Here is a 25644-nt window from a genome sequence, read left to right as displayed (position 1 = left end):
CAGCAACGACTTACCTGCACAAAATAGAATTGTGCTGTATAAACGTCCAGTTTAAAAGGAATTTCCTGCGAGGCACTACGCAAAATAAAAAGGCCGAACACGTCGGCCTTTTTACAAAGAAGGGTGTATTACAGCAGGCGACGCGCTGCTTCTACCACGATTTTCACCGCGTGGCTTTCCGTTTGCTTCATGGTTTCTGCATTCGGGATCTCTTGCTGAGTACGGTTGACGATAACACCAGCAACCATACCTGCACGCAGACCCTGACTTGCGCACATAGTCAGCAGCGTAGCGGATTCCATTTCATAGTTCATAACGCCCATGGACTGCCACTCTTCCATAGAACCTTTGAAACGGCTCACCACACGACCAGAGAAGGTGTCGTAACGCTCCTGGCCTGGGTAGAAGGTATCAGAAGAGGCAGTAACGCCCACGTGAGTAGTTGCACCGATAGATTTCGCTGCTTCAACCAGCGCGGTGGTGCATTCGAAGTCCGCAACAGCCGGGAATTCCATTGGCGCAAAGTGCAGGCTTGCACCGTCCAGGCGAACTGATGCCGTGGTTACCAGCACATCACCAACATTGATATGCGGCTGAATAGCACCAGTAGTGCCGATACGCAGGAAGGTACGAATGCCCAGTTGAGCCAGTTCTTCTACAGCGATAGAAGTAGATGGGCCGCCGATACCGGTGGAGCAGACGATCACTGCTTTACCATCCAGTTCTGCACGCCAGGTAGTGAATTCGCGATGAGATGCCAGCTTGACCGGCTTATCCATCAGCGCGGCGATCTTTTCCACACGCTCCGGGTCGCCAGGGACGATAGCGAGCTGGGCCCCTTGTAAATCGTTCTTAGTGAGGCCGAGATGAAAAACATCAGACTTAGACATAAAAAACTCCTCTGTGAATCGGTTTTGTCAGAAGAAGCAAAAAGACACTTTACCGAAGGCATAAACATATTTTCGTGACAGCCATCACCATGATGTAAATCAATTGCATTAATTTACCGTGAAAAAGTGACACACATCACATTAACTACTCATCATCGGGAAGCCTTGCACAAAAGATAGACCGTTTAAGGCAATGTGATTCGTTGCATGTGTCTATAGTTAACAATGCGCTTTTTTGCTGATTATTTAAGGGTACGGAGAATACCATGACAACAATACGACAATCTGGCTTTGCACCTGCTGCATCCCCACCCGCATCAACAACAGTTCACACACCGGATAACGCGATTATCGCAGGTGTAACGTCAATACCTTCTCAAGGCGATGATATGCCGGCGTATCACGCGCGGCCAAAACAGGCTGATGGCCCGCTGCCCGTAGTCATTGTCGTGCAGGAAATATTTGGCATTCATGAACATATCCGTGATGTTTGCCGCCGACTTGCGCTGGAAGGGTATCTGGCTATCGCCCCGGAACTCTATTTTCGCGAGGGCGATCCAAATGATTTTGCAGATATCCCTACGCTACTGAGTGGCCTGGTAGCTAAAGTGCCTGACTCCCAGGTGCTGGCCGATCTGGACCACGTTGCCAGTTGGGCCTCCCGCAACGGCGGTGATGCACATCAACTGATGATCACCGGTTTTTGCTGGGGCGGTCGTATCGCCTGGCTGTATGCCGCTCACAATCCACAGCTCAAAGCGGCTGTGGCGTGGTACGGAAAACTGATTGGCGACAAAACCCTGAACTCACCTAAACACCCTGTCGATATCGCTACCGACCTGAATGCACCGGTATTGGGGCTTTACGGCGGTCAGGACCACAGCATTCCACAAGAGACTATCGAAACGATGCGTCAGGCACTGCGCGCCGCGAATGCCAAAGCGGAAATCGTGGTCTATCCCGATGCCGGACACGCGTTTAACGCCGATTATCGCCCGAGCTATCACGAAGAGTCTGCAAAAGACGGCTGGCAAAGAATGCTGGAGTGGTTCGCACTTTATGGCGGGAAGAAATAACGTATTTTGCCGGGTAGTGGCTACGCCTTACCCGGCTTACAAAACATCTCATCAGAACAGAGGCTTGCGCCTCCGTTTTTAATCTTACGCCTGACGCAGGTTCTGCGCGGCTTTGACCATGTTTGCCAGTGCGGCACGGGTTTCCGGCCAGCCGCGGGTTTTCAGACCACAGTCCGGGTTCACCCATAGACGCTCTGCGGGGATACGTTGCTCAGCTTTCTTCAGCAGGGCTTCAATCCACTCGACACTTGGAACGTTCGGTGAGTGGATGTCGTACACGCCCGGTCCGATTTCATTCGGATAGTCAAATTCTTCGAATGACTCCAGCAGCTCCATGTCAGAACGTGAGGTTTCAATAGTGATCACGTCTGCGTCCAGCGCCGCAATCGAATCCATGATGTCGTTAAACTCGCAATAACACATATGAGTGTGGATTTGGGTTTCGTCCTTCGCCACCGCAGCATTAATGCGGAAAGCTTCCACGCCCCACTCCAGGTATGCTGCCCAGTCGCTGCGACGCAGTGGCAGACCTTCGCGCAATGCCGGTTCGTCAATCTGGATGATGCCAATGCCAGCGGCTTCCAGATCCGCGACTTCATCACGCAGCGCCAGCGCAATCTGTTTAGCGATAGTTTCACGAGTCACATCTTCACGTGGGAATGACCAGCAGAGAATAGTCACAGGGCCAGTCAGCATGCCTTTAACCGGTTTATCAGTCAGTGACTGTGCGTACTTCGCCCACTCAACGGTAATCGCTTCCGGACGGCTGACATCACCAATTACCACTGGCGGCTTCACGCAGCGAGAGCCGTAACTCTGTACCCAACCGTTCTGGGTGAAGACAAAGCCATCCAGATGCTCACCGAAATACTCCACCATGTCGTTACGCTCGGCTTCACCGTGTACCAGCACGTCGAGGCCTAAACGCTCCTGTTCTACAATGGCCTGTTTAATGTGCTCCGCAATGCCGGTGCGGTAGTTGTTGGCGTCAAGATTGCCTTTCTTGAAGTCCAGACGCAGGCCGCGAATTTCCGTGGTTTGCGGGAAGGAACCAATGGTCGTGGTCGGCCATGCCGGCAGGTTAAAGCGCGCACGCTGCGCTTCGGCACGTACCGGATAAGCATTGGTACGCTGGCTGTCCTGTGCAGTGATCGCAGCCAGACGTTTTTCAACGGCTGCATTATGTACACGGGTTGAATGGCGACGAGCCTGAATCGGCGCGCTCCACTCCTCCAGCGCGGCAGTATCACCGCTGTTCAGCGCATCACGCAGCAGCGCCAGCTCACCGCATTTTTGCAGAGCGAAAGAAAACCAGCTCTTCACTTCAGCATCAAGGCGAGTCTCGACACTCAGATCAATTGGGCTGTGCAGCAGGGAACACGAAGAGGCTACCCACAGCGCACGTTTGCCGACAATGTCTTTAATCTGCGCATATTTCTCGGTTAAATCGGCACGCCAGACGTTGCGGCCATTCACCAGACCCGCAGAGAACAGCCAGTCAGTTGGCAAACGTTTGTGCAGTTCTGCCACGTCATCTTTACCATGGACCAGGTCAACATGCAGACCCTGTACCGACAGTGCGGTGATGGTGTCGAGATTCGGGGTTACTCCTTCGAAATAGGTGGTCAACAGCAGCTTCACTTGTCCTGTAAGCGCGTCATACGCTGATTTGTAAGCATCCAGCCACTCCAGCGGCAGTTCCAGCACCAGTGCCGGTTCATCAATCTGCACCCACTCAATGCCACGTTGCGCCAGCTCAGTCAGCACCTGCTGGTAAACTGGCAGAATGTCTTTCAGCAGGCTCAGACGGTCAAACTGCTCGCCCTTCACTTTGCCCAGCCACAGGTAAGTCACAGGACCCAGCAGCACCGGTTTCACTTTGTGACCCAGCGCCTGCGCTTCGTCAACTTCGTCCAGCAGTTGGGTCCAGGTCAGTTTGAACTCCTGACCTTTAGTGAACTCCGGCACCATGTAGTGATAGTTGGTATTAAACCATTTGGTCATTTCTGCCGCCGCCGCCGGTTGACCGGTCGGTGCACGGCCACGGCCAATGCGGAATAAGGTGTCGATGTCGACAGAGCCGTCTTTGTTCTGATGGCGGGCCGGGACGTTACCCAACAGCAAACTGGTGGTCAGGACGTGATCGTACCAGGCAAAGTCCCCCACCGGCAGCAGGTCAATACCCGCTTGCTTTTGTTGATCCCAGTGGCGGGCACGCAGCTCACGGCCTACTACCAGCAACTCTTCACGAGAGGAATTTCCCGCCCAGTAGCTTTCTTGTGCTTTTTTCAGCTCGCGGCGCAGGCCAACACGAGGGAAACCGAGGGTGTGATTAAGTATTGTCATTTTTCTTCCTCTAATTATATGTAAATCCTATAGATTTTGAATTTAGGGAAGGAGGCAAGTTTATTCATCCCTGAGAGCTTACTGAAGTAAGTGACCGGGGTGGAAAAACGCAGCCAACACACCATAAATTTAAAAGACGAAGGATTTTAGCCATCCAGATGTTTACACATCCATAATGTAAAGGTACTGTGTATTCCTCAAGCGCAATTTGTTCATGCCGAGGTGAAGGACTTTCATGATCGAGATTAAACATCTGAAAACGCTGCAAGCGTTGCGGAATAGTGGTTCGCTGGCAGCCGCAGCAGCGACGCTGCATCAGACTCAATCCGCCCTGTCTCACCAGTTCAGCGATCTGGAGCAGCGTCTTGGCTTTCGACTATTTGTCCGTAAAAGTCAGCCTTTGCGCTTTACGCCGCAGGGCGAAATTTTGCTGCAACTGGCAAACCAGGTGCTGCCACAAATTGGTCGTGCGCTGCAGGCATGTAATGAGCCGCAGCAAACCCGGCTGCGTATCGCCATTGAGTGTCATAGCTGTATTCAGTGGTTGACCCCCGCGCTGGAGAATTTCCGCGCAAATTGGCCGCAAGTAGAGATGGATTTTAAATCCGGCGTGACGTTCGATCCGCAGCCGGCATTACAGCAGGATGAGCTGGATCTGGTAATGACGTCCGACATTCTGCCGCGTAGTGGCCTGCACTACTCACCGATGTTCGATTTTGAAGTGCGTCTGATCCTGGCACCCGATCATCCGCTGGCCAGCAAAACGCAGATCACGCCGGAAGATTTAGCCAGTGAGACTCTTCTCATTTATCCGGTACAGCGCAGTCGACTGGATGTCTGGCGTCATTTCCTGCAGCCTGCTGGCATTAGCCCGTCGTTGAAGAGCGTGGATAACACCCTGCTGTTGATTCAAATGGTTGCCGCCAGAATGGGTATCGCCGCCTTGCCGCACTGGGTAGTGGAGAGTTTTGAACGCCAGGGTCTGGTGGTGACCAAAACCCTGGGCAATGGATTGTGGAGTCGACTGTACGCCGCTGTACGCGACGGTGAGCAGCGCCAGCCAGTCACTGAAGCGTTTATTCGTTCAGCGCGGAATCACGCCTGCGATCACTTACCGTTTGTGCGGAGTGCGGAGCGACCCAATGCCGATGTACCCACAGTGAGGCCACTATCACAGCCGCACCAGTGATAAAGCTCGGCCAGTGAGGCTGTTGATGCCAGATTGCCAGGTTAACCAACAGTCCCGCAGGCACATGCATATTATTCATAATGCCCAGCGTACCCGCGTCCACCTGCGTCGCGCCATAGTTCCACATAAAGTAACCAATGCCAGATGCCGCCACCCCAAGAAACACCAGGATCCCCCACTGCAACGTGGTTTCAGGCATTTTTTGGGCATTCCCCAACATGAACCAGGCAACAATCGCCACCAGCAACGCCCCCATATAAAACCAGGCAAAGGCGTTGTGTTGTGGCATTGGACGAGTTTCCATTAGACGCTTGTAACCCACCATACCGATGGCAAAGCTAATGTTGGAAAGCTGCACCAGAAGCAGACCGGTCCAGAAATGACTGGTCACCTGATCGTAACGAATAATCCCTGCACCAATCACCGCCAGTAACGCGCTGAACGCGTAACTCCAGCGTAAGCGGCGTCGGCTCATCAGGTCATAAATTAGCGTAATGTAGAGCGGCGTCAGGACAGTAAACAACAGTAACTCTGAAACCGTCAGATAGAGATAGGCACGGAAACTCAGCATATACATGATGCCAAGCTGCATGGCTCCCACCAACATGTACAGACCGATTGTTTTTACGCTGTGCCCACGGGTACGCAGAAACGGCAGGAATACCAGCGCCGCAAGCCCAACACGAACCAGTACCGCAAAATAGCTATCAACATGACCGGCAAGGTACTCGCCAAACAGGCTAAAAGAAAAGGCCCACAGAATCGTGGTAATGATGAGTAACGCCACAATGGATGTCTCTTAACAAAAGGTACACCCATTGTAGCGAAGAACAGAGTTGACAACTGGTCAATTAACAAACAACAACATTACTGTAAAAAAAGCTCACGCAAATAATGTGGCACAGCATCGTCGGCATTGAGACCAATCACATCCAGTTCCGGATGCAGATCTTTCAGGCGCTGATGCGCATTCCCCATAATGCAGCCTTTTCCTGCCATGGAGAGCATCTCTGCATCATTCATACCGTCGCCGAAGGCAATGCAGTCCTGAAGGCTGTAACCCATCGCTTTCGCTACCGCTTCCAGTGCATGGCCTTTCGAGACGCCGCCAGCCATCACTTCCAGGCAAGTGAGAGTGGAGAAACTGACGTTCACGCGATCGCCCCAGCGGGCATTAATCGCCTGCTCCAGCGGTAGCAGCCTTTCGTGTGAGTCGGTGGTGAAAAACACTTTGCTGATGCCTTCCGGCTCCAGTAGCGCAGGTTCAAACAGCGAGTAGTTAAATACCGCTTCTTTGAAAAAACGCATTTCATCCGGGCGATGGCGGTTCATAAACCACTCATCATCGCGATAAACGTTAGTCACGATGTCCGGATTTGCATTCACCACACCAAACAGGTCACTGGCAATGTCACGATCCAAGTTATGCGAGAACACCAGCTTTCCATCAGGATCATGCACACGCGCGCCGTTGGAGGTGATCATGTAGGATTTAATCCCCAGGTTATCGCGAATTTGCCCCACATCAACATGATGCCGACCGGTTGCGAACACAAAGTTGACACCACGAGCAGTCAGCAATTTCAGTGTCTCTTTGGCATAAGGGGACAGGGTATGGTCGGGGGAAAGCAATGTACCATCTAAATCAGACGCAACAACCTGATACATAAGAAAATTAAACCTCTAAGCAAAGCGATTTCCGCTGGATGAGTTATGCCTGTTGAAAAATTCAACAATGGCGTTGAGCGCGACTGAGCGCATTGCGTCCTTTTCAAAAAGGATCTCATGGTACGCGCCTTTTATGACAAGCGGCTGACCTCCTTCTACAGGATGGTCCGCTGCGGCGCGGAGTTCACAAAAACGATCGTGCATGCGGTTATCCACCACACGTTCTTCTTCAGCCTGAATTAGCAGCATTGGGGTAGCGTCATCTCCAGCTCCGGCCAGGACCTGCTCACCAGCCAGAATGCCTTCACGCACCCAGTGATAAGTGGGACCGCCGACACGCAGTTGCGGATCATCAGCATAGAAGCGCAAATTACGCCGATAGCGCTGTCGGCTATGGGTTAGCGAATTCATCCCAAACGGCAGTGCCCGCCAGCGACCGGTTCCCATAGCATAGCCTTCGCGAATGCGCGGGTGCCCCTCGGCCCAGTCAAGAATATGGCGCACCATCCAGTCAGGAAAGCGCATCACAATACCAAACATTGGGGCGCAGAGCGCGATGGCATCACACTGATTAGGATGGCGCTGCAGGAACAGCGTTGCAATCGCACCGCCCATGGAATGCGCCAGTATGTAACGTTTTCTCCATGGACCTGGCTGTACTTCCTGCTGCCAGAAGGCGGCTAAATCGTCAACATAGTCATTAAAGTTATCCACATGACCACGATGCGGGTCCGATAACATCCGCCCGGAACGCCCTTGCCCGCGGTGATCGATAATGAGTATGTCAAAACCAGAATAAAACAGGTCATACGCCAGTTCAGCGTACTTCACGTAGCTTTCAATGCGCCCAGGACAGATAACGATCACACGATCGTTTTTTTCTGCACGAAAGCGGACGAAACGAACAGGGACATCATCTACGCCTGTAAACTCCGCTTCCTCCCGCTGATGCCAGAAATCTGTCAGTGGCCCCATGGAAAAAGCGGCAAACGCGTTTTCTCTTGTTTCCCAGTCTTTTTGCTGCTGAAACATCAGGTATCCAGCCTCGCTGACCAAGTAAAATCGTTTTTTTCGCCGTGTCTGACACAACGCAGCGACAGTAGCGTATTGTGGCATAAAAATAGACAATCCGGGAGTTTCTCATGACCTTTGAATGGTGGTTCGCCTACCTGCTGACCTCTATTATTTTGAGCTTGTCTCCGGGCTCAGGTGCAATCAATACCATGACTACCGCCATCAGCCACGGCTATCGGGGAGCAAGTGCATCGATTGCTGGTTTGCAAACCGGGCTGGGTATCCATATCGTGCTGGTTGGCGTTGGACTGGGAACGTTATTCTCACGTTCGGTTATCGCATTTGAGGTGTTGAAATGGGCGGGAGCGGCTTATCTGATTTGGCTGGGAATTCAACAATGGCGCGCTGCGGGCGCTATCGACCTGAACACCATGGCGAATTCACAATCACGCAGTCGCCTGTTCAAACGGGCCGTTTTTGTCAATCTGACTAACCCGAAGAGTATTGTGTTTCTCGCCGCACTGTTCCCCCAGTTCATTATGCCGCAGGAGCCTCAGTTAATGCAGTATGTCGTGCTTGGCATCACGACCATTGTGGTCGATGTGATAGTGATGATCGGTTACGCGACACTGGCCACGCGCATTGCAGGCTGGATTAAAGGGCCAAAGCAAATGAAGGCGCTAAACAAAGTGTTTGGGTCACTGTTTATGCTGATAGGCGCCCTGTTGGCATCAGCTCGGCATGCGTAGCAAATGGAACAGTGCTCGCACTGAAATACTGACAGTCAGAACATCTGTACATGGCTTTTCGGGCCTCGCCGCAAAGGGATAAAAGTCTTTTATTCTGCGCTATCAGGGGGTTAATTGCTCATGCCAGAATTCAGCCACATTCACCTTTCACGGATGATGGACGATGGCGGAAGCAACGACACCACACGATGCTGTATTTAAGACCTTCCTCTCCCGCGTGGAAACCGCGCGGGACTTCATCGAACTTCATCTTCCTCCCTCATTACTCAAAATTTGCAAACTGGAAACGCTGCAACTTGAATCAGGTAGCTTTGTGGAGGACGATCTGCGTCCCTATTTCAGTGACATCCTCTATTCACTGGAAACCACCAGCGGCCATGGCTACGTACATGTGCTTATTGAGCATCAAAGCTCACCGGATAAATATATGTCGTTTCGACTGATGCGCTATGCAATCGCAGCCATGCAACGTCATCTGGAGGCAGGAAACGATACTCTACCGCTGGTTATTCCTGTTCTCTTTTACCATGGGAAGCAAACGCCCTGGCAAGGTTCAATGAACTGGCTGGATCACTTTGAGGATCCGGGTACCGCCCGTCAGCTTTACAGCACGCCATTTCCACTGGTGGATGTGACGATAATCCCCGATGATGAAATCATGCAGCATCGCAGTATGGCAGCACTGACATTAGTGCAAAAACATATTCGCCAGCGTGACATGGCGCAGTTGCTGGATAAACTTACCCGCCTGTTTATGCTGGAGAAGATGAGCGGACAACAAATAATCGTGCTGATAAACTACATGGTGCAAGCAGGGAATACACAAGATGTTCAGACATTACTGTATAAGCTGGCACAGCGCGTGCCGCAGCATGGAGACAAACTGATGACAATGGCGGATCAGCTAAAGCAAATTGGTCGCGAAGAGGGCAAACGTATTGCCATACTGGACATTGCAAAAGCAATGCTTAAGCGAGGTCTGGATATTGATGCAATTATGGAAATGACCGGCCTTTCGAAGGATGAATTACAGAAACTTGCGCAATAAACAGCTCTCCGCCTGGGTCTACCCAGGCGGGTAACCGAATTAACGCGAAATAATCAAATGGATACCAAAACCAGCGAACAACGCGCCAGCAAATCCATCAATCCACTTCGCCAGACGCTGATAGCCACGACGCATTTTCGGTAGCGCAAACAGGCTGGCGACCACGGTAAACCAGGCCAGCGTTTCTACGATTATCAGGGCAAAAATGCCCCAGCGCGCGCCGGTACCTACGCTATCACCTACAAACAGCGAGAATACAGAGCCAAAATAGATAATGGCTTTAGGATTCGCCAGGTTGGTCAGCAGGCCTTTGATAAAGCTGCGTCCACTCTGTGCCAGCTCAACCTGCGGTGCGGGAGCAGCGACATCCTGTTTTTTAAACGCGCCACGCAGCATCTGGTAGCCCATCCAGCACAGATACAGACCGCCACCCACCATAATAATAGTGTGCAGCCAGGCCATTTTTTCGATGATCAGATGCAGACCGAGCAGCGCCACACCTGCCCAGACCATGACACCACAGGTGATGCCCAGCACGCCCATCATCGCTTCTTTACGCGAACGGCTGACGGCCGTTTGAGAAACAAAGAAAAAATCGGGGCCAGGGCTCATCAGCGCAACGATGTGTACCAACGCAACGGTAAAAAATAGCGTTAACATAAAATTGACTCGCGGGGGAATAGTTCAGTGAGTCACCATCCTGGCACTTTTTTGCCTGGCTGACTACTCTTCGTCGTCACCATCAACGTGCGCACGAATAAGCGCCATAAACTCTTTGCCGAATCGCTCAAGTTTACGCATCCCTACGCCATTGACGCTCAGCATTTCGCTCGGTGAAACTGGCATCTGTTCCGCCATTTCAATCAGCGTGGCATCGTTGAAGACCACATACGGTGGAATATTCTCTTCATCTGCAATGGCTTTGCGCAGCTTACGCAATTTGGCAAACAGCTTGCGATCGTAGTTGCCGCCAAAGGATTTCTGCATCGCACGCGGTTTTAGCGCCACAATACGCGGCACGGCAAGCTGTAGCGGGACATCGCCGCGCAGTACCGGACGCGCCGCTTCGGTTAACTGTAACGCGGAGTGATGGGCAATATTCTGCGTGACCAGGCCAAGATGGATCAACTGGCGGATCACGCTCACCCAGTGCTCGTGGCTCTGCTCACGTCCAATACCGTAGACTGGCAGTTTGTCATGAGCCAGCTCACGAATACGCTGGTTATTTGCTCCGCGCAGCACTTCGACGACATAGCCCATCCCAAAACGTTGGTTAACGCGATATATCGTCGACAGCGCTTTACGCGCATCCATTAAACCATCGTACTGTTTCGGCGGATCGAGACAAATATCGCAGTTGCCGCACGGCTCCTGACGCCCTTCACCAAAATAATTCAGCAGGACCAGACGACGGCAGGTTTGCGCCTCGGCAAACGCCCCCATCGCATTCAGCTTATGTCGCTCAATATCAAGCAATTGCCCGGCGGGTTTCTCTTCAAGGCAGCGGCGTAACCACGCCATATCGGCTGGATCATAAAACAGCATCGCTTCTGCAGGCAGGCCGTCACGCCCGGCGCGCCCCGTTTCCTGGTAATACGACTCGATGTTACGTGGGATATCAAAGTGCACCACAAAGCGTACGTTAGGTTTATTAATTCCCATACCAAACGCCACGGTTGCCACGACGATTTGCAGGTCATCGCGCTGGAATTTCTCCTGCACCTCAGCACGAATGCTGTTTTCCAGCCCGGCATGATAGGCCCCTGCGCTGATCCCACGACTTTGCAGACGTGCGGCGGTATCTTCTACTTTCGCACGGCTATTACAGTAAATAATACCGGACTTGCCGCGCTGTTCTTGCACGTAACGCATCAGTTGATCGAGAGGCTTAAACTTCTCCATCAACATGTAGCGAATGTTCGGTCGGTCAAAGCTGCTGATCTGAATTAACGGATCATTCAGCCCCAGCAGACGAACAATATCCAGTCGGGTTGTTTCATCAGCGGTTGCCGTCAGTGCGACAAACGGCAGAGCAGGAAAACGTTGACGCAGCTGGCCCAGTGCGGCGTATTCCGGACGAAAATCATGCCCCCACTGAGAAATACAGTGCGCTTCATCAACAGCCAACAGCACCGGATTCCAGTGCGCCAGATGTTCAAGAAAGTTATCCAGCATCAGACGTTCGGGCGCAATGTATAGCAAGCGGATTTGCCCGCTGCGGCAACCGGCCATCACCTCAAGCTGCTGCTCGCGACTCTGGGTGGAGTTCAGACACGCAGCCGCTACGCCATTTGCCAGCAGTTGATCAACCTGGTCTTTCATCAGGGAAATCAGCGGTGAAACGACAACGGTTAGCCCGTTCAGCAATAATGCGGGAATTTGATAGCAGAGGGATTTACCGCCACCGGTCGGCATGACGACCAGGCAGTCGCGGCCAGAGAGCACGGTGTCGATGATTTCTTCCTGACCAGGGCGAAACTGTTGGTAGCCAAAGGTTTCCTGTAAAACCTGTTTAGCGCCCATTTCCAGATTCAACACTTCCGCCTGCGCCACATTAACCCCATTAGCTATAAATAAAAACAGGCGCTATTTTCAGCGCCTGAGAGAGAAACTGCAATGTTTAAAACACAATCATTGCGCAGATCAGAAAATGTCATTGAGCATCACGCCCACACCCACGCGCGTCTGATTAAAGTTGTAGTCGATCAACGATTCGCCATAGCCACTGTAGACCTGGGTATAAAGACGAACATGCTTCGTGATGGGGTAACTTAAACCCAGCTCCGCGCCGCCATAGCCCGTATTCCAGTTGTACTGACCTTTGGCGCTTAATACGGCATCCCCCAGGTGATAACCAATTTTGAGCTGATAGTAACCCATGTATTTGGTGATATCGGGGTTGTCATCTGTGCTACCGATGACGTACCACGGTTTCACTTCCACCAGCCAGTTACCCTGTTCTGCCATCAGGCGGGTATACAGGCGGTTCCAGCTACGCGAGGTCGGATCGGAACGACCGTTAGAGTCATGGTTGTACCCCATTTCGACATCACGCAGCGTCCAGCCGGCAAAGCGATAGTCGGTGGCAAAACCGAGGAAAAGTTGCGGCTCGTAGTTGGTTTCGCGAAACGGTGAGGACTCTTCACTATTGGAAAGCTGCCACCATGATTTCTGGGTATAGGAGCCACCGAGCACAGAGTTCGGGCCTAAAATCCCGCGCCAGAGCGGAAACGCCAGGCTCAGCTGGAACTTAACCTCATCTTTACGCGCATTATCAGACCAGCTATAGCTACTGATAGCCTCTTTATTCATGTCGCTGGTATTGGTGTAGATGAGATAGTTGGTGTCATAAGGGTAAAGCGTGAAGGGGTTATCATGCTCCTGCAGCATATTGGCGATAACACTGCCGCGCACCGCTGGTGCATCATGAATCTCTTTCACTGTCGCTTCCTGCGCATACGCGGTCAACGGCAGCATGACTGCTGGTAATAACCAACCCAGAATCGCCCGCATTTTTAGTGTTCTCCAGACCAAATATTGATGAATTGTATAATTATCTGGCAAGTATTCTACATACTTAGCTGGCTTCTCGTTAGTTATCCCGTCTTAAAGTAGAAAACAACAAATAATAAGCATAATATCAACATTTCATTAACCAATGGGGTATCAGGATCGTATGTCTGCCGTACTTACTGCTGAGCAAGCGCTGAAATTAGTGGGTGAAATGTTTGTCTACCATATGCCGTTTAACCGGGCTCTGGGGCTGGAACTGGAACGCTATGAAAAAGAGTTTGCGCAATTAGCGTTTAATAACCAACCCATGATGGTCGGCAACTGGGCGCAAAGTATCCTGCATGGAGGCGTAATCGCCTCAGCATTGGACGTTGCCGCCGGACTGGTATGCGTTGGCAGTACGCTGACCCGCCACGAAACCATCAGCGAGGACGAACTGCGCCAACGGATGTCTCGTATGGGGACTATCGATCTACGTGTTGATTACCTGCGCCCGGGCAGGGGCAATCGCTTCACGGCGACCAGTAGTCTGCTGAGAGCGGGCAACAAAGTTGCTGTTGCTCGTGTGGAACTGCATAACGAGGAACAACTTTATATCGCCAGCGCAACCGCCACTTATATGGTGGGGTAAGCGCGTAAAAACAGGTAAACTGCTGTTACATTTCTGAACCGAGTTTTCCCGATGGATGCTAAACAAACGCGGCAGGGCGTGTTACTCGCTCTTGCTGCCTATTTTATTTGGGGCATCGCACCCGCGTACTTCAAGCTGATTTACTATGTCCCCGCCGACGAAATCCTGACGCACCGCGTCATCTGGTCGTTTTTCTTTATGGTGGTGTTGATGAGCGTCAGCCGCCAATGGTCGGGCATCAAAACGCTGCTGCAAACACCAAAGAAGATTTTCCTGCTGGCGCTATCAGCGGTGCTCATCGGCGGAAACTGGCTGCTTTTTATCTGGGCGGTCAATAACCACCATATGCTGGAAGCGAGCCTGGGCTATTTTATTAACCCGCTGGTAAATATTGTGCTGGGGATGATTTTCCTCGGCGAGCGCTTTCGCCGCATGCAGTGGCTGGCCGTACTGTTAGCCGCCTGCGGTGTACTGGTACAACTGTGGACATTCGGTTCACTGCCCATCATTGCGCTGGGGCTGGCTTTCAGCTTTGCTTTTTATGGTCTGGTACGTAAGAAGATTGCCGTCGAGGCGCAAACTGGCATGCTGATTGAAACCCTGTGGTTATTACCCGTTGCGGCAATTTATCTGTTTGGTATTGCAGATAGTCCAACCAGCCACATGGCTCAGAACCCTATGTCGCTGAATCTGCTGCTGATTGCTGCGGGGATCGTAACCACTATTCCCCTGCTCTGTTTTACCGGCGCAGCCACGCGTCTACGTCTGTCCACGCTGGGCTTTTTCCAGTACATCGGCCCAACGCTGATGTTCCTGCTGGCAGTGACATTCTACGGCGAGGTTCCGGGTGCGGATAAAATGGTAACGTTCGCCTTTATCTGGGTAGCATTGGCGATTTTTGTTGCGGATGCGATTTACACCCAGCACAGGACGCGCAAAGGGCTTTAATATCGTTTACCTGATGGCGCGGGCTTATCTGGTCTACAGATTACGTAGGCCGGGAAAAGCTAAGTCGCCATCAGGCATAAAAATTACAACCAGTTCTTGCGCTTAAAGTACAGATATGGCGCCAGCCCTGCGAGCATCATAAAGACAATCGCCCCTGGGTAACCAAAACTCCAGTGCAGCTCAGGCATAAACTCAAAGTTCATCCCGTAGCTTGAAGCCACCAGTGTTGGCGGCAGGAATACCACAGATACCACCGAGAAGATCTTGATGATACGGTTCTGCTCGATATTGATAAAGCCCATCGCCGCCTGCATCAGGAAGTTAACTTTCTGAAACAGTGATTCGTTGTGCGGCAGCAGGGATTCGATATCTCGCAGGATCTCACGCGCCTGCTCCAACTGACCGCCTGGCAGACGCGCCTTGCGCACAAGGAAGTTCAGTGCGCGCTGGGTATCCATCAGACACAGGCGAACTTTCCAGCCGATATCTTCCAGTTCCGCCAGCGTAGAGAGCGCCTCGTCATATTCATCGCCCTGACGTCCTTCCATAATCACGCGACTGAGCTTTTCCAGATCGCTGTAGATGTTTTCTATTTCATCTGCCAGTTGTTCGATTTTGGTTTCGAACAGGTCGAGCAACAGCTCGTAAGCGTTGCCATCTACCATCGCTTGGCTTCGCGCACGCATACGGTACAAACGGAATGCCGGCAGTTCGCGCTCACGCAGGGTAAACAGGCGCCCTTCGCGAATGGTAAATGCGACAGTTGAGTTGCCCGCGTGATCGTCGGCATCTTCATAGAAGAAGAAGGAGTGAATATGCAGACCGTCTTCGTCTTCGAAAAAACGTGCGGATGCTTCGATGTCTTCCAGTTCAGGGCGCGTAGCCAGATTCTGGCCCAAGTCCTTTTGCACACGGTTTCGTTCTTCGTCATCCGGCTCGACTAAATCGACCCAAACCGAACTGGCCAGGTGCTCGATCTCGTCTGCCTCAAGGCGAGTTAAACGATTGTTTTCCAGTTGAAATGCGCTCAGCATGACCGGGACTCCCAATGCAAAAAATTATCGGACAGTTCGGTGGGCACACAGAAACAAATTGGGTTTCAGACCATTAAACAGCCTGACTCAGCGCGACGGGAAAAAACAGAAGGTCGCTGACAACCGCGAAGGCTATCAGCAAAAAGGGATAGCCTTAGGAGTTGATCCTGGATGACAGGATAATGAGCCAGTATCTACTGGGTGTGTCCAAGGCGAATGTCCTCTTAGCGTAATCGTGCGCGCATGTTACGCCAGCAAAATTTTGACGTCAACACGCAACAGATGGCGAAAAAGTAATAATTTCCCCTCATGCACCAAGGTTAGCAGAATAAGGGTATTTATCTATGATTTCAGAAGATTAAGCGACAGATTGCCGGATAGCGGCTGCATCCTATCCGGCCTACAAATCAGAGCGTTAGCACCTTCACACCGTTTCTAGCCTTGCGTAGGCGGCTACCAGCCATTTTATCCCCTGGCCCTGGAATGCAACCTGCAAACGGCTATGTTCGCCACTCCCTTCCAGATTGACAATAGTACCTTCGCCGAACTTCGCATGCCGAACACGCTGTCCCAGCTTGTAGCCGGTGTCATTTTCCGCCATCGGAGTGCCCATCCGTTGATGGCTCACAGGGCGGCTGACCGTTGCACGTAAACGAACTTCTTCCACGCACGCTTCGGGTAATTCACCAATAAAGCGCGATGGTCGGTGGTAAACCTCTTTACCGTACAGACGGCGCGTTTCCGCATAGGTCAGCGTCAGTTTCTGCATAGCGCGGGTGACGCCAACGTAGGCCAGACGACGTTCCTCTTCAAGTCGTCCACCTTCGTCGAGTGACATCTGGCTGGGGAACATACCCTCTTCCATACCGACGATAAACACCTGCGGGAACTCGAGGCCTTTTGCCGAGTGCAAAGTCATCAGTTGTACCGCGTCCTGCCAGGTATCCGCCTGCCCTTCACCAGCTTCCAGCGCCGCATGGGAGAGGAATGCCTGCAATGGCATTAAATCTTCATCTTCTTCGTTGTAGCTGAACTGGCGCGTTGCCGTCACCAGTTCGTCTAAGTTTTCGATACGCGTCTGGCCCTTCTCGCCTTTTTCCTGCTCGTACATCATGCGCAGACCGGAGTCTTTTACCACCCTGTCGGTCTGCACGTGCAGCGGCATATCGGCCGTTTCCTGGGCCAGCGCGTCAATCAGCTCCATAAAGCGCTGCAATGCGCTGGCGGCTCTACCGGCCAGGGCTTTCTCCTGCAACAGTTCACGACACGCTTGCCACAGCGTCAGTTGGCGGTCACGCGACGTCTGGCGCACCACATCTAAGGTACGATCACCAATACCACGCGTGGGCGTATTCACCACACGTTCAAAGGCCGCATCGTCGTTACGGTTAGCGATCAGGCGCAGGTAAGAGAGTGCATCTTTGATTTCCTGGCGCTCGAAGAAGCGCATACCACCGTAAATACGGTACGGCATACTGGCCTGTAATAAAGCCTCTTCAAGCACACGCGACTGGGCGTTACTACGGTACAGAATGGCGCACTGTTCCAGCGCACCGCCGTTGTCCTGCCAGGTCTTGATACGGTTAACCACAAAGCGCGCTTCATCGAGTTCGTTGAACGCACAGTAAAGCGAAATCGGTTCACCATCGACACCGTCAGTCCACAGTTTCTTGCCCAGACGCCCGTTGTTATTCTCAATCAGGGCGTTGGCAGCGCTGAGGATATTATTGGTCGAACGGTAGTTCTGCTCCAGGCGAATAGTCTCTGCACCAGGGAAGTCGGTGAGGAAGCGCTGGATATTTTCCACCTGTGCTCCGCGCCAGCCGTAAATCGACTGGTCGTCATCACCAACGATCATCACCTTACCGGTATCACCTGCCAGCAAGCGGATCCACGCGTACTGGATATTGTTGGTATCCTGGAATTCATCCACCAGGATGTTGGTAAAGCGTTCACGATAGTGCTGCAGGATGTGTGGTTTGTTGAGCCACAGTTCGTGGGCGCGCAGCAGCAGCTCAGCGAAATCCACCAACCCCGCACGGTCACACGCTTCCTGGTAAGCCTGATAGACTTTCTGCCAGGTTTGTTCAACCGGATTGCCGTAGCTCTGTAAATGGTGCGGACGCAGGCCTTCATCTTTCTGGCTGTTGATAAACCACATTGCCTGACGCGGTGGCCACTGCTTCTCATCAAGGTTCATCGCTTTAATAAGACGCTTAAGCAGACGCAGTTGGTCTTCGCTGTCGAGGATCTGAAAATCCTGCGGCAGATTAGCGTCCATATGGTGTGCGCGCAGCAAACGATGCGCCAGACCATGGAAAGTCCCCACCCACATACCGCCCTGACTGGTCCCCATAATCTGACCAATACGATGGCGCATTTCCGCCGCGGCCTTATTGGTAAAGGTCACAGCCATAATGGAGTACGGTGAGTTATTCTCTACGGTCAACAGCCAGGCGATGCGGTGCACCAGCACGCGGGTCTTACCACTCCCCGCCCCCGCTAATACCAGCATATTGCTGCGTGGCGCGGCCACCGCTTCGCGCTGTTTATCATTGAGGCTGTCGAGCAGGTAAGAAACGTCCATTGGCACCGCCGCGTAAAAGTATGTAGGGCGGATAAGCGCAACGCCATCCGCCAAAAAGCTGGGTATATATACAGAGTTCTGTTGGTGATTATATCAGCGAGGTCAGAGATGCCAACCGTGAAATTTCGATATGCGGCAGTAAACGACTGTCAGATGTTTGCATCAGGTCGGCATTTTCCGGTTTGATCCAGCAAGCCTGCATACCACAGCGAATCGCGCCAGCGACGTCTGTTGTCAGGTCGTCGCCCACATGCAGGATTTCACCAATTGGCATATTCAGTTTTTCCGCCGCCAGTGAGTACATGTCGCTGAACGGTTTGGATCGTCCATCCGGTCCGGCACGCAGCACAAACTCAAAGTAATCGCCCAGACCAAACAGTTCCGGCTGCGCATTACCGTTGGTGATAGCAACCAGTGGCCACTTGCGGGCCAGAGCCTTCAATGTGTCATGTGTAGACTGCGGGACGTCGATGCGGCTGCGCCATTTCGCGAAATTCATCATCGCGGCGTTCGCCCCCATTTTTGCCTCTGCCGCCGACAGGCCAGCCTCCAGCATGGCACGCTCTACAGCACGATGACGCCACTGGGTAACATCATGGTAGATCTCCGGTTCGGCGTCGCGTACAGCCTGACGCAGACGCTGTAGATCGCTATTTTTTAGCGTACTCAGCGCCGGGTGATAATTTTGTACAAAGGCAAGCGCTTCCTGCTCGGTGCGCAGGATCACGGGACGGTTATCGTAAAGGGTATCATCAAGGTCAAAGGTGAGCGCAGAAATGCGCCCCAACGGCCGGTAAAAACGCATTATTTCCCCCGTTTGGCGCGCGGATGCGCCGCATCGTACACTGAAGCCAGGTGTTGAAAATCAAGATGGGTGTAGATTTGGGTGGTAGAAAGGTTGGCATGTCCCAACAGCTCTTGTACACCGCGAAGGTCGCCACTCGACTCCAGCATATGTGTCGCAAATGAGTGGCGTAATTTATGTGGGTGCACGTGGCTGTTCAGCCCCTGCTTAATACCCCATTCAGCAAAACGTTTCTGCACGTTACGCGCCGAGATGCGTTTACCCAGTTTTGACAGGAAAAGAGCATCGTCATCACCACCAAACAATCCACGCAGATCCAGCCAGTGTTCAATCCACGCCACCGCGTTGCGACCAATGGGCAGACGGCGTTCTTTGCTACCTTTTCCCATCACCCAGACTTCGCCTGTGTCGAGATCGAGATGTTTAATATCCAGCCCAACCAGTTCTGATAGACGCAATCCTGCGCCGTACATAACCTCCAGCATCGCCCGGTCACGAACGGCGAGGGGATCGTTGAGATCGATATCCAGCAGACGGTTAACGTCATCCACATCAATATTTTTTGGCAGATGACGCGGTGCTTTCGGTGCGGATACACCTTTTGCCGGGTTGGCTTTCAGCTCGCCCTGATTAACCAGCCAGTCAAAGAAACTGCGCAACGCAGAGAGGCGCAATGCCAGGCTCGCAGGTCCCAAACCTTTGCGCCGGCTACGCACGGCAAAACTACGAACCATCGCAGCATCACATTGTTGCCAGCTTTGCAGGCCGGTTTCTCCGGCTAACGCGATGATGGCATCAAGCTGACGCTGATAATTGAGTAGCGTTATCGGGCTAAGTTGACGCTCAACGCCCAGATAGCGTAAGAAGCGTGCAACGTCCTGAGAAAGCGGTGAGTCGGTCATACGCGTTCAATCCAGCGCTCCAGCAGCTCCGGCAACATCAGCGAAATTTCCTGTAATAGCTGCGTTCCCTGCCCTTGCTGGTAATGATTGGCATCACGACTGCTAAACAGCATGACACCAAGAGAGCCATCCTGCCCCAGCAGCGACATGGCCACAGAACCGATAGCTTTCGCTTCCGGCATCATGACCAGCAGTTCCGGGCCGTGAAGTGGGCCAAGGTAATGCTGCGACTGACCCAGACGCTGAATACGCAACGGTTCGAACGCCTGACGACTTAATGCCAGATGGGTGAATTTCGACGGTGCGCCGAGTCGCCAGCGATCCGGAAACAAGCGAACCGTAGCGCCTGCCAGCCCCAGGTCTCGCGCCCAGCGATGCAATCGCATCAGCATATCGTCGAGACTGTTGGCTGCCACCAGGCGCCCTTGCAGATTTAACAGACGATAGAACAGACTTTCATTGGCGTTTGCTTGTTCCATCAATAACGCCATGTTCTCTTCAAGCACGTTGATGTGATTACGCGCCCTTGCCATATGCCATTCAACTAAAGAGATCGTGCCTCGCACCGGGTGCGGGACACGCATCGCTTCAACTGCCTGGGCATTACGGATAAAAAACTCAGGATTACGTTGCAGATAATCGACGACCGCCCGATCGTCCAGATCCATGAGCGTTTCCTGTAGTTCTTCCCCTGGTTGCTTCATAAGTGAATAAATCCGTCGTAGACATGTGCCGCCGGGCCAGTCATATACAACGGATGACCCGGACCTTTCCAGGCGATATCAAGTCGACCACCCGGTAATTCCACGCGCACTTCTTCTGCCAGCAGGCCCTGCTGAATACCAACAGCAACAGCTGCGCACGCGCCGCTGCCGCAGGCTTGTGTTTCACCCGCCCCGCGTTCATAGACGCGCAGTCGGATATGCTCGCGTTTCACTACTTGCATAAACCCGATATTTGCGCGTTCAGGAAAGCGTTCATGGCTTTCCAGAACTGGCCCCAGCGTTTCCACCGTGGCAGTTTCAACATCATCAACCTGAATCACGCAATGCGGATTCCCCATTGAGACTACGCCGCACAATACTGTCTGCTCAGCCACTCGCATAATATAGGTCTTCTCTGCTTTATTGGCGCGAAAAGGGACCTGCGAAGGTTCAAAGTTGGGTTCTCCCATATTCACCCGCACCAGCTCGTCATCCGTTACGCTCAATACCATGCGACCATTGGCGGTGCTGACTCGAATATCACGTTTGTTCGTTAGCCCTTTCAGGCGAACAAACCGGGCAAAGCAACGAGCGCCATTACCACACTGTGACACTTCACTGCCGTCGGCATTGAAGATGCGGTAATGGAAATCCAGCTCCGGATCATACGGAGGCTCAACCACCAGCAGTTGATCAAACCCAACGCCAAGATGCCTGTCTGCCAGGCGGCGGATCAGCTCCGGTGAGAAAAAGACATTCTGCGTTACCGCGTCGACGACCATAAAATCGTTGCCAAGGCCATGCATTTTAGAGAATTGCATTGTTCACTCCGTTTACGCGGGTACAGAGACTTACCGTCAGTAATTCACCTGAGAAGGGCCATCTCCCGTTGCCCGATCGTTTTTCTCGGGCACCGTGGATTGCGTTTGTGGCTCAATGCTCTTTGTCGGAGGCGGCGCGGTTTTATCTGCTGGCGGAAAATAGAGTGGACCTTTCAGACCACAGCCCGTCAGGCTGAACAGAGTAAAAAGTACAGCGAGTGCCTGAAACACGTTTTTCATTATGGATTGCCTGTAAGTTCATACTTTCTGTTTTCTATCATCGCAGGAGAAGGCGTAAAAGCAAGAGTTTGCCTGCAAACTGCAACGTGATTTATTTCGCGTTATACTGCGACCATCACGAAAAACAGGATAAAAAAATGAACGACAGTGAATTTCATCGCCTTGCCGACACCCTGTGGATGACTATTGAAGAGCGTCTGGATGACTGGGATGGCGACAGCGATATTGATTGTGAGATCAACGGCGGCGTATTGACCATCAGTTTTGAAAACGGCAGCAAAATTATCATTAACCGTCAGGAGCCGCTGCATCAGGTATGGCTGGCAACTAAACAAGGCGGCTACCATTTTGATCTGAAGGGTGATGAGTGGATTTGCGATCGTAGCGGCGAAACGTTCTGGGATCTGCTGGAACAGGCAGCAACGCTGCAGGCAGGTGAAGACGTTCGGTTCCGTTAATGTCTTTTTGCCGGATAGGAGCCTCGCCTTATCCGGCTTACAAGCAGCGCTGTGCATCCAGGCCCGGCAAGCATAGCGCCTCCGGGTAAGCGCAATTACGAGAAATACTGCTGCAACATCGGTGTGTCGTTATCCTGATTAGCCGGAGGAATAGGATTAATCGGCTGAGTACGGAACGGGATTACCTGCGCGCGCCCGTCGGTTTTCACGATCTGATAAAACTGCGGCAGGTTAAAGTTGATAAAGCTGGAGCCGTAGGTAAAGCGATCGTGCGACGATGAATAGAAGCGACTGACATCACGTACCAGCTCCTCTTTGCTGCCTTCGCAGTGGTGATACACTTCAACCCGGTTACTTTCATCCAGAATATAAATATTAAAGCCCTGTTCATCGCCCGTTTCTTCAAAAAAGAACTGGATGATCCCTTCACTGGCAAAACCATCCACCACAGACGGCAATTTCACATGGTTAGTCTCAACCTGTACGGAAAGACCGTGCAGTTTGTTGTGCGAAATCGCGCCATAAAACTCAATGGCGTTTTCCAGTTTCTGTACTGATACGTTCAGGCGTTCGAAGAACAGTCCCCACGTCTGACCGGAAACGCGCAGCGCTTTGAAGCGTCCGGTTTCATGGCGCGTACTGGAAAGGCGCAGTTCAATGCATTCAGACACCAGTTGCTGGACGCGGGTACGGATCAGGCCACGCAGATGCTGACTGTAGCAGAAGACTTCAACACTATCTGGCGGCGCCGCGTCCTGGTGCATTTTGCCCAAAATCGTTTTTAACGCTTCAATCATCGCCTGCTCGCCGTTGAAGTGCAGCGTACGCACTTCGTTCCACGAGTTGCGGTACAGCAGATCTACACTACCCACCAGACAATTTTGTTCTTCGCCAAAGCTGAAGACATCCAGCTTACGAAAATCAAAATGCACGACCTGATTACGGAACGCTGCTGTCGGGTCGTATTCAAGGTTAACGATAATCGCCAGATGGCGAATTTCGCACGGGCTATAGAGCGCTTTTGGTGTGGGCGCAGGTAAACGCAGCGGGAAGTGGTGCGACACATCAGCCACCATCTCCTGCAGCTTCGGCAAATCGACAATGCCGTTACCCTTAATAAACAGATGCGTACGCGACGTCAGAAGACCGTTAAACCACGCCCACGCCACCAGCTTGTTCAGGTAGCGGTTATATTCAAGCGGCTGATGGCTGACGATGGAATCCATATTGGGCGCACGGTTGTAGAGATACCAACCTGAACGGTTGGCACGCCCAGGCGGCACATGGATAAAGGTCAGATTCGGTTCCGAGAGATCCGGTGAGATCTGTGGGTTCACCAGCGTCACTTTACCCGGCAGGGCTTCGAACGCAGCATACAACTTACGGGTCAGTACGCCGATATCCTGCGGGCTGGCGCTGACGCTAAGGTTATTGCGGCGCGCAAAGCGGATCAGATTACGATAGCTCTGCATCATCGCGTCGAGCAGTTCGTTATGTGCCTCGCGCACCTGGTCAATCTTCCAGTTGGCGCGGTTATCAAGCATCGTCAGACGGGCGTCATCCCACCCCCACTCTTGCACTAACTGACTTAACACTTCACGACGCCAGCCAACGCACGCGCGCTCGCGGCTCAGTTTCTCGCAGACTTTTAAGTAGAAACATCGACGCACTAAATCCAGACGAGTCGGATCTTCAATCGCCGTGAGGTATTCGGTGACGCGCTCCAGCATCATGCAATACGGATCAAGACCAAAAGAAACGATTTCGCCGTCGTGCAGGCGCTGTTTAATGTCTTTCGCCAACAGGCGTGGGTTCGGGTATTCCCAGGAATAAGCTTCCAGCAGCAGCGTTTTCAACACCGCTTTGTACGGGGAGTCGATACTCTTGTACAACTGCCAGAGGCTGGCACCAAAGTACTCTTCAGCAGAGAGCGAGCTGAGTCCGCCCAGATCCAGCCATTCGTTTGGTGTTAACACCCCCTGCGCGTAGAGCGTCATGACGTAATCGTCGTAATGCTCTTCTTCATCGCCCGGCACCATATTCCACAGAATACGTTTGCCCGCGAGGCGCACGGCGGTGCGATAGAATTCATCAAGCAACAGAATATGCTGCGTCGAGCCACAGTCTTCACCACCCAGGCTGCCGCTTTCATTGTGACGGAAACGGTTTTCATCAATCAGGAAGAAACTGACTTCCACGCCCAGCGAGGCAGCCCAGCTTTCTAACAGGCTACATTTACGCTGCAGCAACTGACGCTCTTCGCTATCCAGCCAGGATTGATGGCAGACCCAAATATCCAGGTCAGAGGAACAACTTTGCCCTACTGAAGAGGTACTGCCCATCGAGTAAACGCCGGTAATAGGCAGTTCGCCCTTGGGAGGGTCCTGCGGTGACATACCACGGTACAGTTCCAGTTCATTCAGGTAGTGGCGTTGGGTTTCATCAGGCGTGTAAAAGCATATGCCTTTGGGAACGTTACCATCGAGGTAACCCGGCATCAGCGGATGGTGGTAGTGCAATAATGTCGGCAGCAGACTGTATACCTGCTGGAAGGCAGGTCCCATGGCAGCAAGCGCGCGATCCACACGCAGTTGATTTATGGCATCCAGTCTCTGTTTCAGAGTCTCAATATAGAGGTACAAGACGTATCGCCTGATGTTGCTATCCGTCATGTTGTCGATCGTTGCGGCATATACGCCCGCAAATAATCTTCATCCATTCGGATAAACCGTATGTCAAAAATAACCGTTACCTTTTTTTCGCCCCTCTTTTTTTATGGAGTACAGCCGAAAAAATGGTCTAAAACGTGATCAATTTAACACCTTGCTCATTGACCGTAAAGAAAGATGCGCTACATACAAGTGTAGCACCGTTCGTTACGTGTAAATTCCTTCATACGGTCGGGAGGTTTCTCGTCATTAATCACTGCCAGTGATGATGCAGCGCCTTTTTCCTCTCACTAACGTTTGAGCGTAACGCTGACATCCCTTTGATAAGGATGTTAGGATGGTCAATGATTGA

General features: G+C 52.3%; 24 protein-coding genes. 7 read left to right on the top strand and 17 right to left on the bottom strand.

What is annotated here, in order from left to right:
* Nucleotides 1-128: 128 nt before the first annotated feature.
* Nucleotides 129-890, bottom strand: coding sequence for a uridine phosphorylase (udp, locus tag SK36_RS22130; RefSeq protein ID WP_006686084.1), 762 nt, complete (start codon nt 888-890; stop codon nt 129-131).
* A 266-nt stretch (nt 891-1156) separates the two neighbouring features.
* Here udp and SK36_RS22125 point away from each other — a divergent pair, with 266 nt between their 5' ends.
* Complete coding sequence (locus SK36_RS22125) at nt 1157-1966, top strand: dienelactone hydrolase family protein (RefSeq protein WP_048223301.1); 810 nt, start codon at nt 1157-1159, stop codon at nt 1964-1966.
* An 84-nt stretch (nt 1967-2050) separates the two neighbouring features.
* Here SK36_RS22125 and metE read toward each other — a convergent pair whose 3' ends face one another.
* The gene (gene metE, locus SK36_RS22120; protein WP_048223299.1) at nt 2051-4312 is read right to left on the bottom strand and encodes a 5-methyltetrahydropteroyltriglutamate--homocysteine S-methyltransferase; all 2262 of its coding nucleotides are present in this window, start codon (nt 4310-4312) and stop codon (nt 2051-2053) included.
* 235 nt (nt 4313-4547) lie between these two features.
* Between metE and metR the strand changes: the two genes are divergently transcribed.
* Nucleotides 4548-5501, top strand: a complete 954-nt coding sequence (gene metR, locus SK36_RS22115) for an HTH-type transcriptional regulator MetR (protein ID WP_045449138.1) — start codon at nt 4548-4550, stop codon at nt 5499-5501.
* Here metR and SK36_RS22110 read toward each other — a convergent pair.
* The 3 genes from SK36_RS22110 to pldB form a co-directional block, all read right to left on the bottom strand.
* On the bottom strand, nt 5389-6288 hold the full coding sequence (locus SK36_RS22110) for a carboxylate/amino acid/amine transporter (RefSeq protein WP_048223295.1): 900 nt from the start codon (nt 6286-6288) through the stop codon (nt 5389-5391). The two genes, metR and SK36_RS22110, sit on opposite strands and share 113 nt — an antisense overlap.
* 80 nt (nt 6289-6368) lie before the next feature.
* Nucleotides 6369-7169 carry a sugar/pyridoxal phosphate phosphatase YigL gene (gene yigL / locus SK36_RS22105; protein WP_048223292.1) on the bottom strand — a complete coding sequence of 267 codons (801 nt, stop codon included), beginning with the start codon at nt 7167-7169 and terminating at the stop codon, nt 6369-6371.
* A gap of 15 nt (nt 7170-7184) precedes the next feature.
* Nucleotides 7185-8201 (bottom strand): lysophospholipase L2, encoded by a 1017-nt coding sequence (pldB, locus tag SK36_RS22100; RefSeq protein ID WP_045449131.1) that lies wholly within the window; start codon nt 8199-8201, stop codon nt 7185-7187.
* A gap of 110 nt (nt 8202-8311) precedes the next feature.
* Here pldB and rhtB point away from each other — a divergent pair, with 110 nt between their 5' ends.
* Together rhtB and SK36_RS22090 are read left to right on the top strand one after the other, a co-directional pair.
* Nucleotides 8312-8932, top strand: coding sequence for a homoserine/homoserine lactone efflux protein (gene rhtB / locus SK36_RS22095; RefSeq protein WP_045449129.1), 621 nt, complete (start codon nt 8312-8314; stop codon nt 8930-8932).
* A 163-nt stretch (nt 8933-9095) separates the two neighbouring features.
* Nucleotides 9096-9980, top strand: coding sequence for an Rpn family recombination-promoting nuclease/putative transposase (locus SK36_RS22090; protein ID WP_045449128.1), 885 nt, complete (start codon nt 9096-9098; stop codon nt 9978-9980).
* Between the two features lie 39 nt (nt 9981-10019).
* On the opposite strand, the gene rhtC is transcribed toward SK36_RS22090, so the two are convergent.
* From rhtC to pldA, 3 genes are all read right to left on the bottom strand, one after another.
* Nucleotides 10020-10640, bottom strand: coding sequence for a threonine export protein RhtC (rhtC, locus tag SK36_RS22085; RefSeq protein WP_045449125.1), 621 nt, complete (start codon nt 10638-10640; stop codon nt 10020-10022).
* Nucleotides 10641-10703: 63 nt separating this feature from the next.
* Entirely contained in the window at nt 10704-12533 is a 1830-nt protein-coding gene (gene recQ / locus SK36_RS22080) for an ATP-dependent DNA helicase RecQ (RefSeq protein ID WP_048223290.1), read from the bottom strand.
* A gap of 90 nt (nt 12534-12623) precedes the next feature.
* Nucleotides 12624-13493: a phospholipase A gene (gene pldA / locus SK36_RS22075; RefSeq protein ID WP_045449120.1), complete on the bottom strand. Its 870-nt coding sequence runs from the start codon at nt 13491-13493 to the stop codon at nt 12624-12626.
* Nucleotides 13494-13656: 163 nt separating this feature from the next.
* On the opposite strand from pldA, the gene yigI reads away from it, so the two are divergent.
* Together yigI and rarD are read left to right on the top strand one after the other, a co-directional pair.
* Nucleotides 13657-14124, top strand: a complete 468-nt coding sequence (yigI, locus tag SK36_RS22070; protein WP_005133301.1) for an acyl-CoA thioesterase YigI — start codon at nt 13657-13659, stop codon at nt 14122-14124.
* Between the two features lie 51 nt (nt 14125-14175).
* Entirely contained in the window at nt 14176-15072 is an 897-nt protein-coding gene (rarD, locus tag SK36_RS22065; protein ID WP_045449117.1) for an EamA family transporter RarD, read from the top strand.
* Nucleotides 15073-15155: 83 nt separating this feature from the next.
* Here the strand turns inward: rarD and corA are convergent, their stop codons facing one another.
* The 8 genes from corA to lptM all read right to left on the bottom strand — a co-directional run bounded on the left by corA (nt 15156) and on the right by lptM (nt 22165).
* Nucleotides 15156-16106 (bottom strand): magnesium/cobalt transporter CorA, encoded by a 951-nt coding sequence (corA, locus tag SK36_RS22060; RefSeq protein ID WP_045449116.1) that lies wholly within the window; start codon nt 16104-16106, stop codon nt 15156-15158.
* 154 nt (nt 16107-16260) lie between these two features.
* Complete coding sequence (gene ysgD, locus SK36_RS25110; RefSeq protein ID WP_212723238.1) at nt 16261-16317, bottom strand: YsgD/CorL family protein; 57 nt, start codon at nt 16315-16317, stop codon at nt 16261-16263.
* Nucleotides 16318-16530: 213 nt separating this feature from the next.
* The gene (gene uvrD, locus SK36_RS22055; protein WP_045449113.1) at nt 16531-18693 is read right to left on the bottom strand and encodes a DNA helicase II; all 2163 of its coding nucleotides are present in this window, start codon (nt 18691-18693) and stop codon (nt 16531-16533) included.
* An 88-nt stretch (nt 18694-18781) separates the two neighbouring features.
* Entirely contained in the window at nt 18782-19498 is a 717-nt protein-coding gene (gene yigB / locus SK36_RS22050; RefSeq protein WP_045449112.1) for a 5-amino-6-(5-phospho-D-ribitylamino)uracil phosphatase YigB, read from the bottom strand.
* Entirely contained in the window at nt 19498-20400 is a 903-nt protein-coding gene (xerC, locus tag SK36_RS22045; RefSeq protein WP_048223287.1) for a tyrosine recombinase XerC, read from the bottom strand. The genes yigB and xerC overlap by 1 nt, the downstream gene beginning before the upstream one ends.
* Nucleotides 20397-21104, bottom strand: coding sequence for a DUF484 domain-containing protein (locus SK36_RS22040; protein ID WP_045449108.1), 708 nt, complete (start codon nt 21102-21104; stop codon nt 20397-20399). The genes xerC and SK36_RS22040 overlap by 4 nt, the downstream gene beginning before the upstream one ends.
* Nucleotides 21101-21925 (bottom strand): diaminopimelate epimerase, encoded by an 825-nt coding sequence (dapF, locus tag SK36_RS22035; protein WP_045449106.1) that lies wholly within the window; start codon nt 21923-21925, stop codon nt 21101-21103. Before dapF ends, SK36_RS22040 begins: the two co-directional genes overlap by 4 nt.
* Before the next feature lie 36 nt (nt 21926-21961).
* Nucleotides 21962-22165: an LPS translocon maturation chaperone LptM gene (gene lptM, locus SK36_RS22030; RefSeq protein ID WP_045449105.1), complete on the bottom strand. Its 204-nt coding sequence runs from the start codon at nt 22163-22165 to the stop codon at nt 21962-21964.
* A 137-nt stretch (nt 22166-22302) separates the two neighbouring features.
* On the opposite strand from lptM, the gene cyaY reads away from it, so the two are divergent.
* Nucleotides 22303-22623, top strand: a complete 321-nt coding sequence (cyaY, locus tag SK36_RS22025) for an iron donor protein CyaY (protein WP_045449855.1) — start codon at nt 22303-22305, stop codon at nt 22621-22623.
* 95 nt (nt 22624-22718) lie between these two features.
* Here cyaY and cyaA read toward each other — a convergent pair whose 3' ends face one another.
* On the bottom strand, nt 22719-25265 hold the full coding sequence (cyaA, locus tag SK36_RS22020) for a class I adenylate cyclase (protein WP_048223285.1): 2547 nt from the start codon (nt 25263-25265) through the stop codon (nt 22719-22721).
* Nucleotides 25266-25644 lie beyond the last annotated feature (379 nt).

It is taken from the genome of Citrobacter sp. MGH106, assembly GCF_001037495.1.
In the GTDB taxonomy this organism is placed as follows: Bacteria; Pseudomonadota; Gammaproteobacteria; order Enterobacterales; family Enterobacteriaceae; genus Citrobacter; species Citrobacter murliniae.
The sequence above is the reverse complement of the archived record's forward strand: the minus strand, read 5'-3'. Positions and strand labels throughout refer to the sequence as shown.

Excerpts from the sequence above, each read along its gene's own strand:
- udp (WP_006686084.1), bottom strand. The coding sequence starts at position 890 with ATGTCTAAGTCTGATGTTTTTCATCTCGGCCTCACTAAGAACGATTTA.
- SK36_RS22125 (WP_048223301.1), top strand. The coding sequence starts at position 1,157 with ATGACAACAATACGACAATCTGGCTTTGCACCTGCTGCATCCCCACCC.
- metE (WP_048223299.1), bottom strand. The coding sequence starts at position 4,312 with ATGACAATACTTAATCACACCCTCGGTTTCCCTCGTGTTGGCCTGCGC.
- metR (WP_045449138.1), top strand. The coding sequence starts at position 4,548 with ATGATCGAGATTAAACATCTGAAAACGCTGCAAGCGTTGCGGAATAGT.
- yigL (WP_048223292.1), bottom strand. The coding sequence starts at position 7,169 with ATGTATCAGGTTGTTGCGTCTGATTTAGATGGTACATTGCTTTCCCCC.
- pldB (WP_045449131.1), bottom strand. The coding sequence starts at position 8,201 with ATGTTTCAGCAGCAAAAAGACTGGGAAACAAGAGAAAACGCGTTTGCC.
- rhtB (WP_045449129.1), top strand. The coding sequence starts at position 8,312 with ATGACCTTTGAATGGTGGTTCGCCTACCTGCTGACCTCTATTATTTTG.
- SK36_RS22090 (WP_045449128.1), top strand. The coding sequence starts at position 9,096 with ATGGCGGAAGCAACGACACCACACGATGCTGTATTTAAGACCTTCCTC.
- rhtC (WP_045449125.1), bottom strand. The coding sequence starts at position 10,640 with ATGTTAACGCTATTTTTTACCGTTGCGTTGGTACACATCGTTGCGCTG.
- pldA (WP_045449120.1), bottom strand. The coding sequence starts at position 13,493 with ATGCGGGCGATTCTGGGTTGGTTATTACCAGCAGTCATGCTGCCGTTG.
- yigI (WP_005133301.1), top strand. The coding sequence starts at position 13,657 with ATGTCTGCCGTACTTACTGCTGAGCAAGCGCTGAAATTAGTGGGTGAA.
- rarD (WP_045449117.1), top strand. The coding sequence starts at position 14,176 with ATGGATGCTAAACAAACGCGGCAGGGCGTGTTACTCGCTCTTGCTGCC.
- corA (WP_045449116.1), bottom strand. The coding sequence starts at position 16,106 with ATGCTGAGCGCATTTCAACTGGAAAACAATCGTTTAACTCGCCTTGAG.
- uvrD (WP_045449113.1), bottom strand. The coding sequence starts at position 18,693 with ATGGACGTTTCTTACCTGCTCGACAGCCTCAATGATAAACAGCGCGAA.
- yigB (WP_045449112.1), bottom strand. The coding sequence starts at position 19,498 with ATGCGTTTTTACCGGCCGTTGGGGCGCATTTCTGCGCTCACCTTTGAC.
- xerC (WP_048223287.1), bottom strand. The coding sequence starts at position 20,400 with ATGACCGACTCACCGCTTTCTCAGGACGTTGCACGCTTCTTACGCTAT.
- SK36_RS22040 (WP_045449108.1), bottom strand. The coding sequence starts at position 21,104 with ATGAAGCAACCAGGGGAAGAACTACAGGAAACGCTCATGGATCTGGAC.
- dapF (WP_045449106.1), bottom strand. The coding sequence starts at position 21,925 with ATGCAATTCTCTAAAATGCATGGCCTTGGCAACGATTTTATGGTCGTC.
- lptM (WP_045449105.1), bottom strand. The coding sequence starts at position 22,165 with ATGAAAAACGTGTTTCAGGCACTCGCTGTACTTTTTACTCTGTTCAGC.
- cyaY (WP_045449855.1), top strand. The coding sequence starts at position 22,303 with ATGAACGACAGTGAATTTCATCGCCTTGCCGACACCCTGTGGATGACT.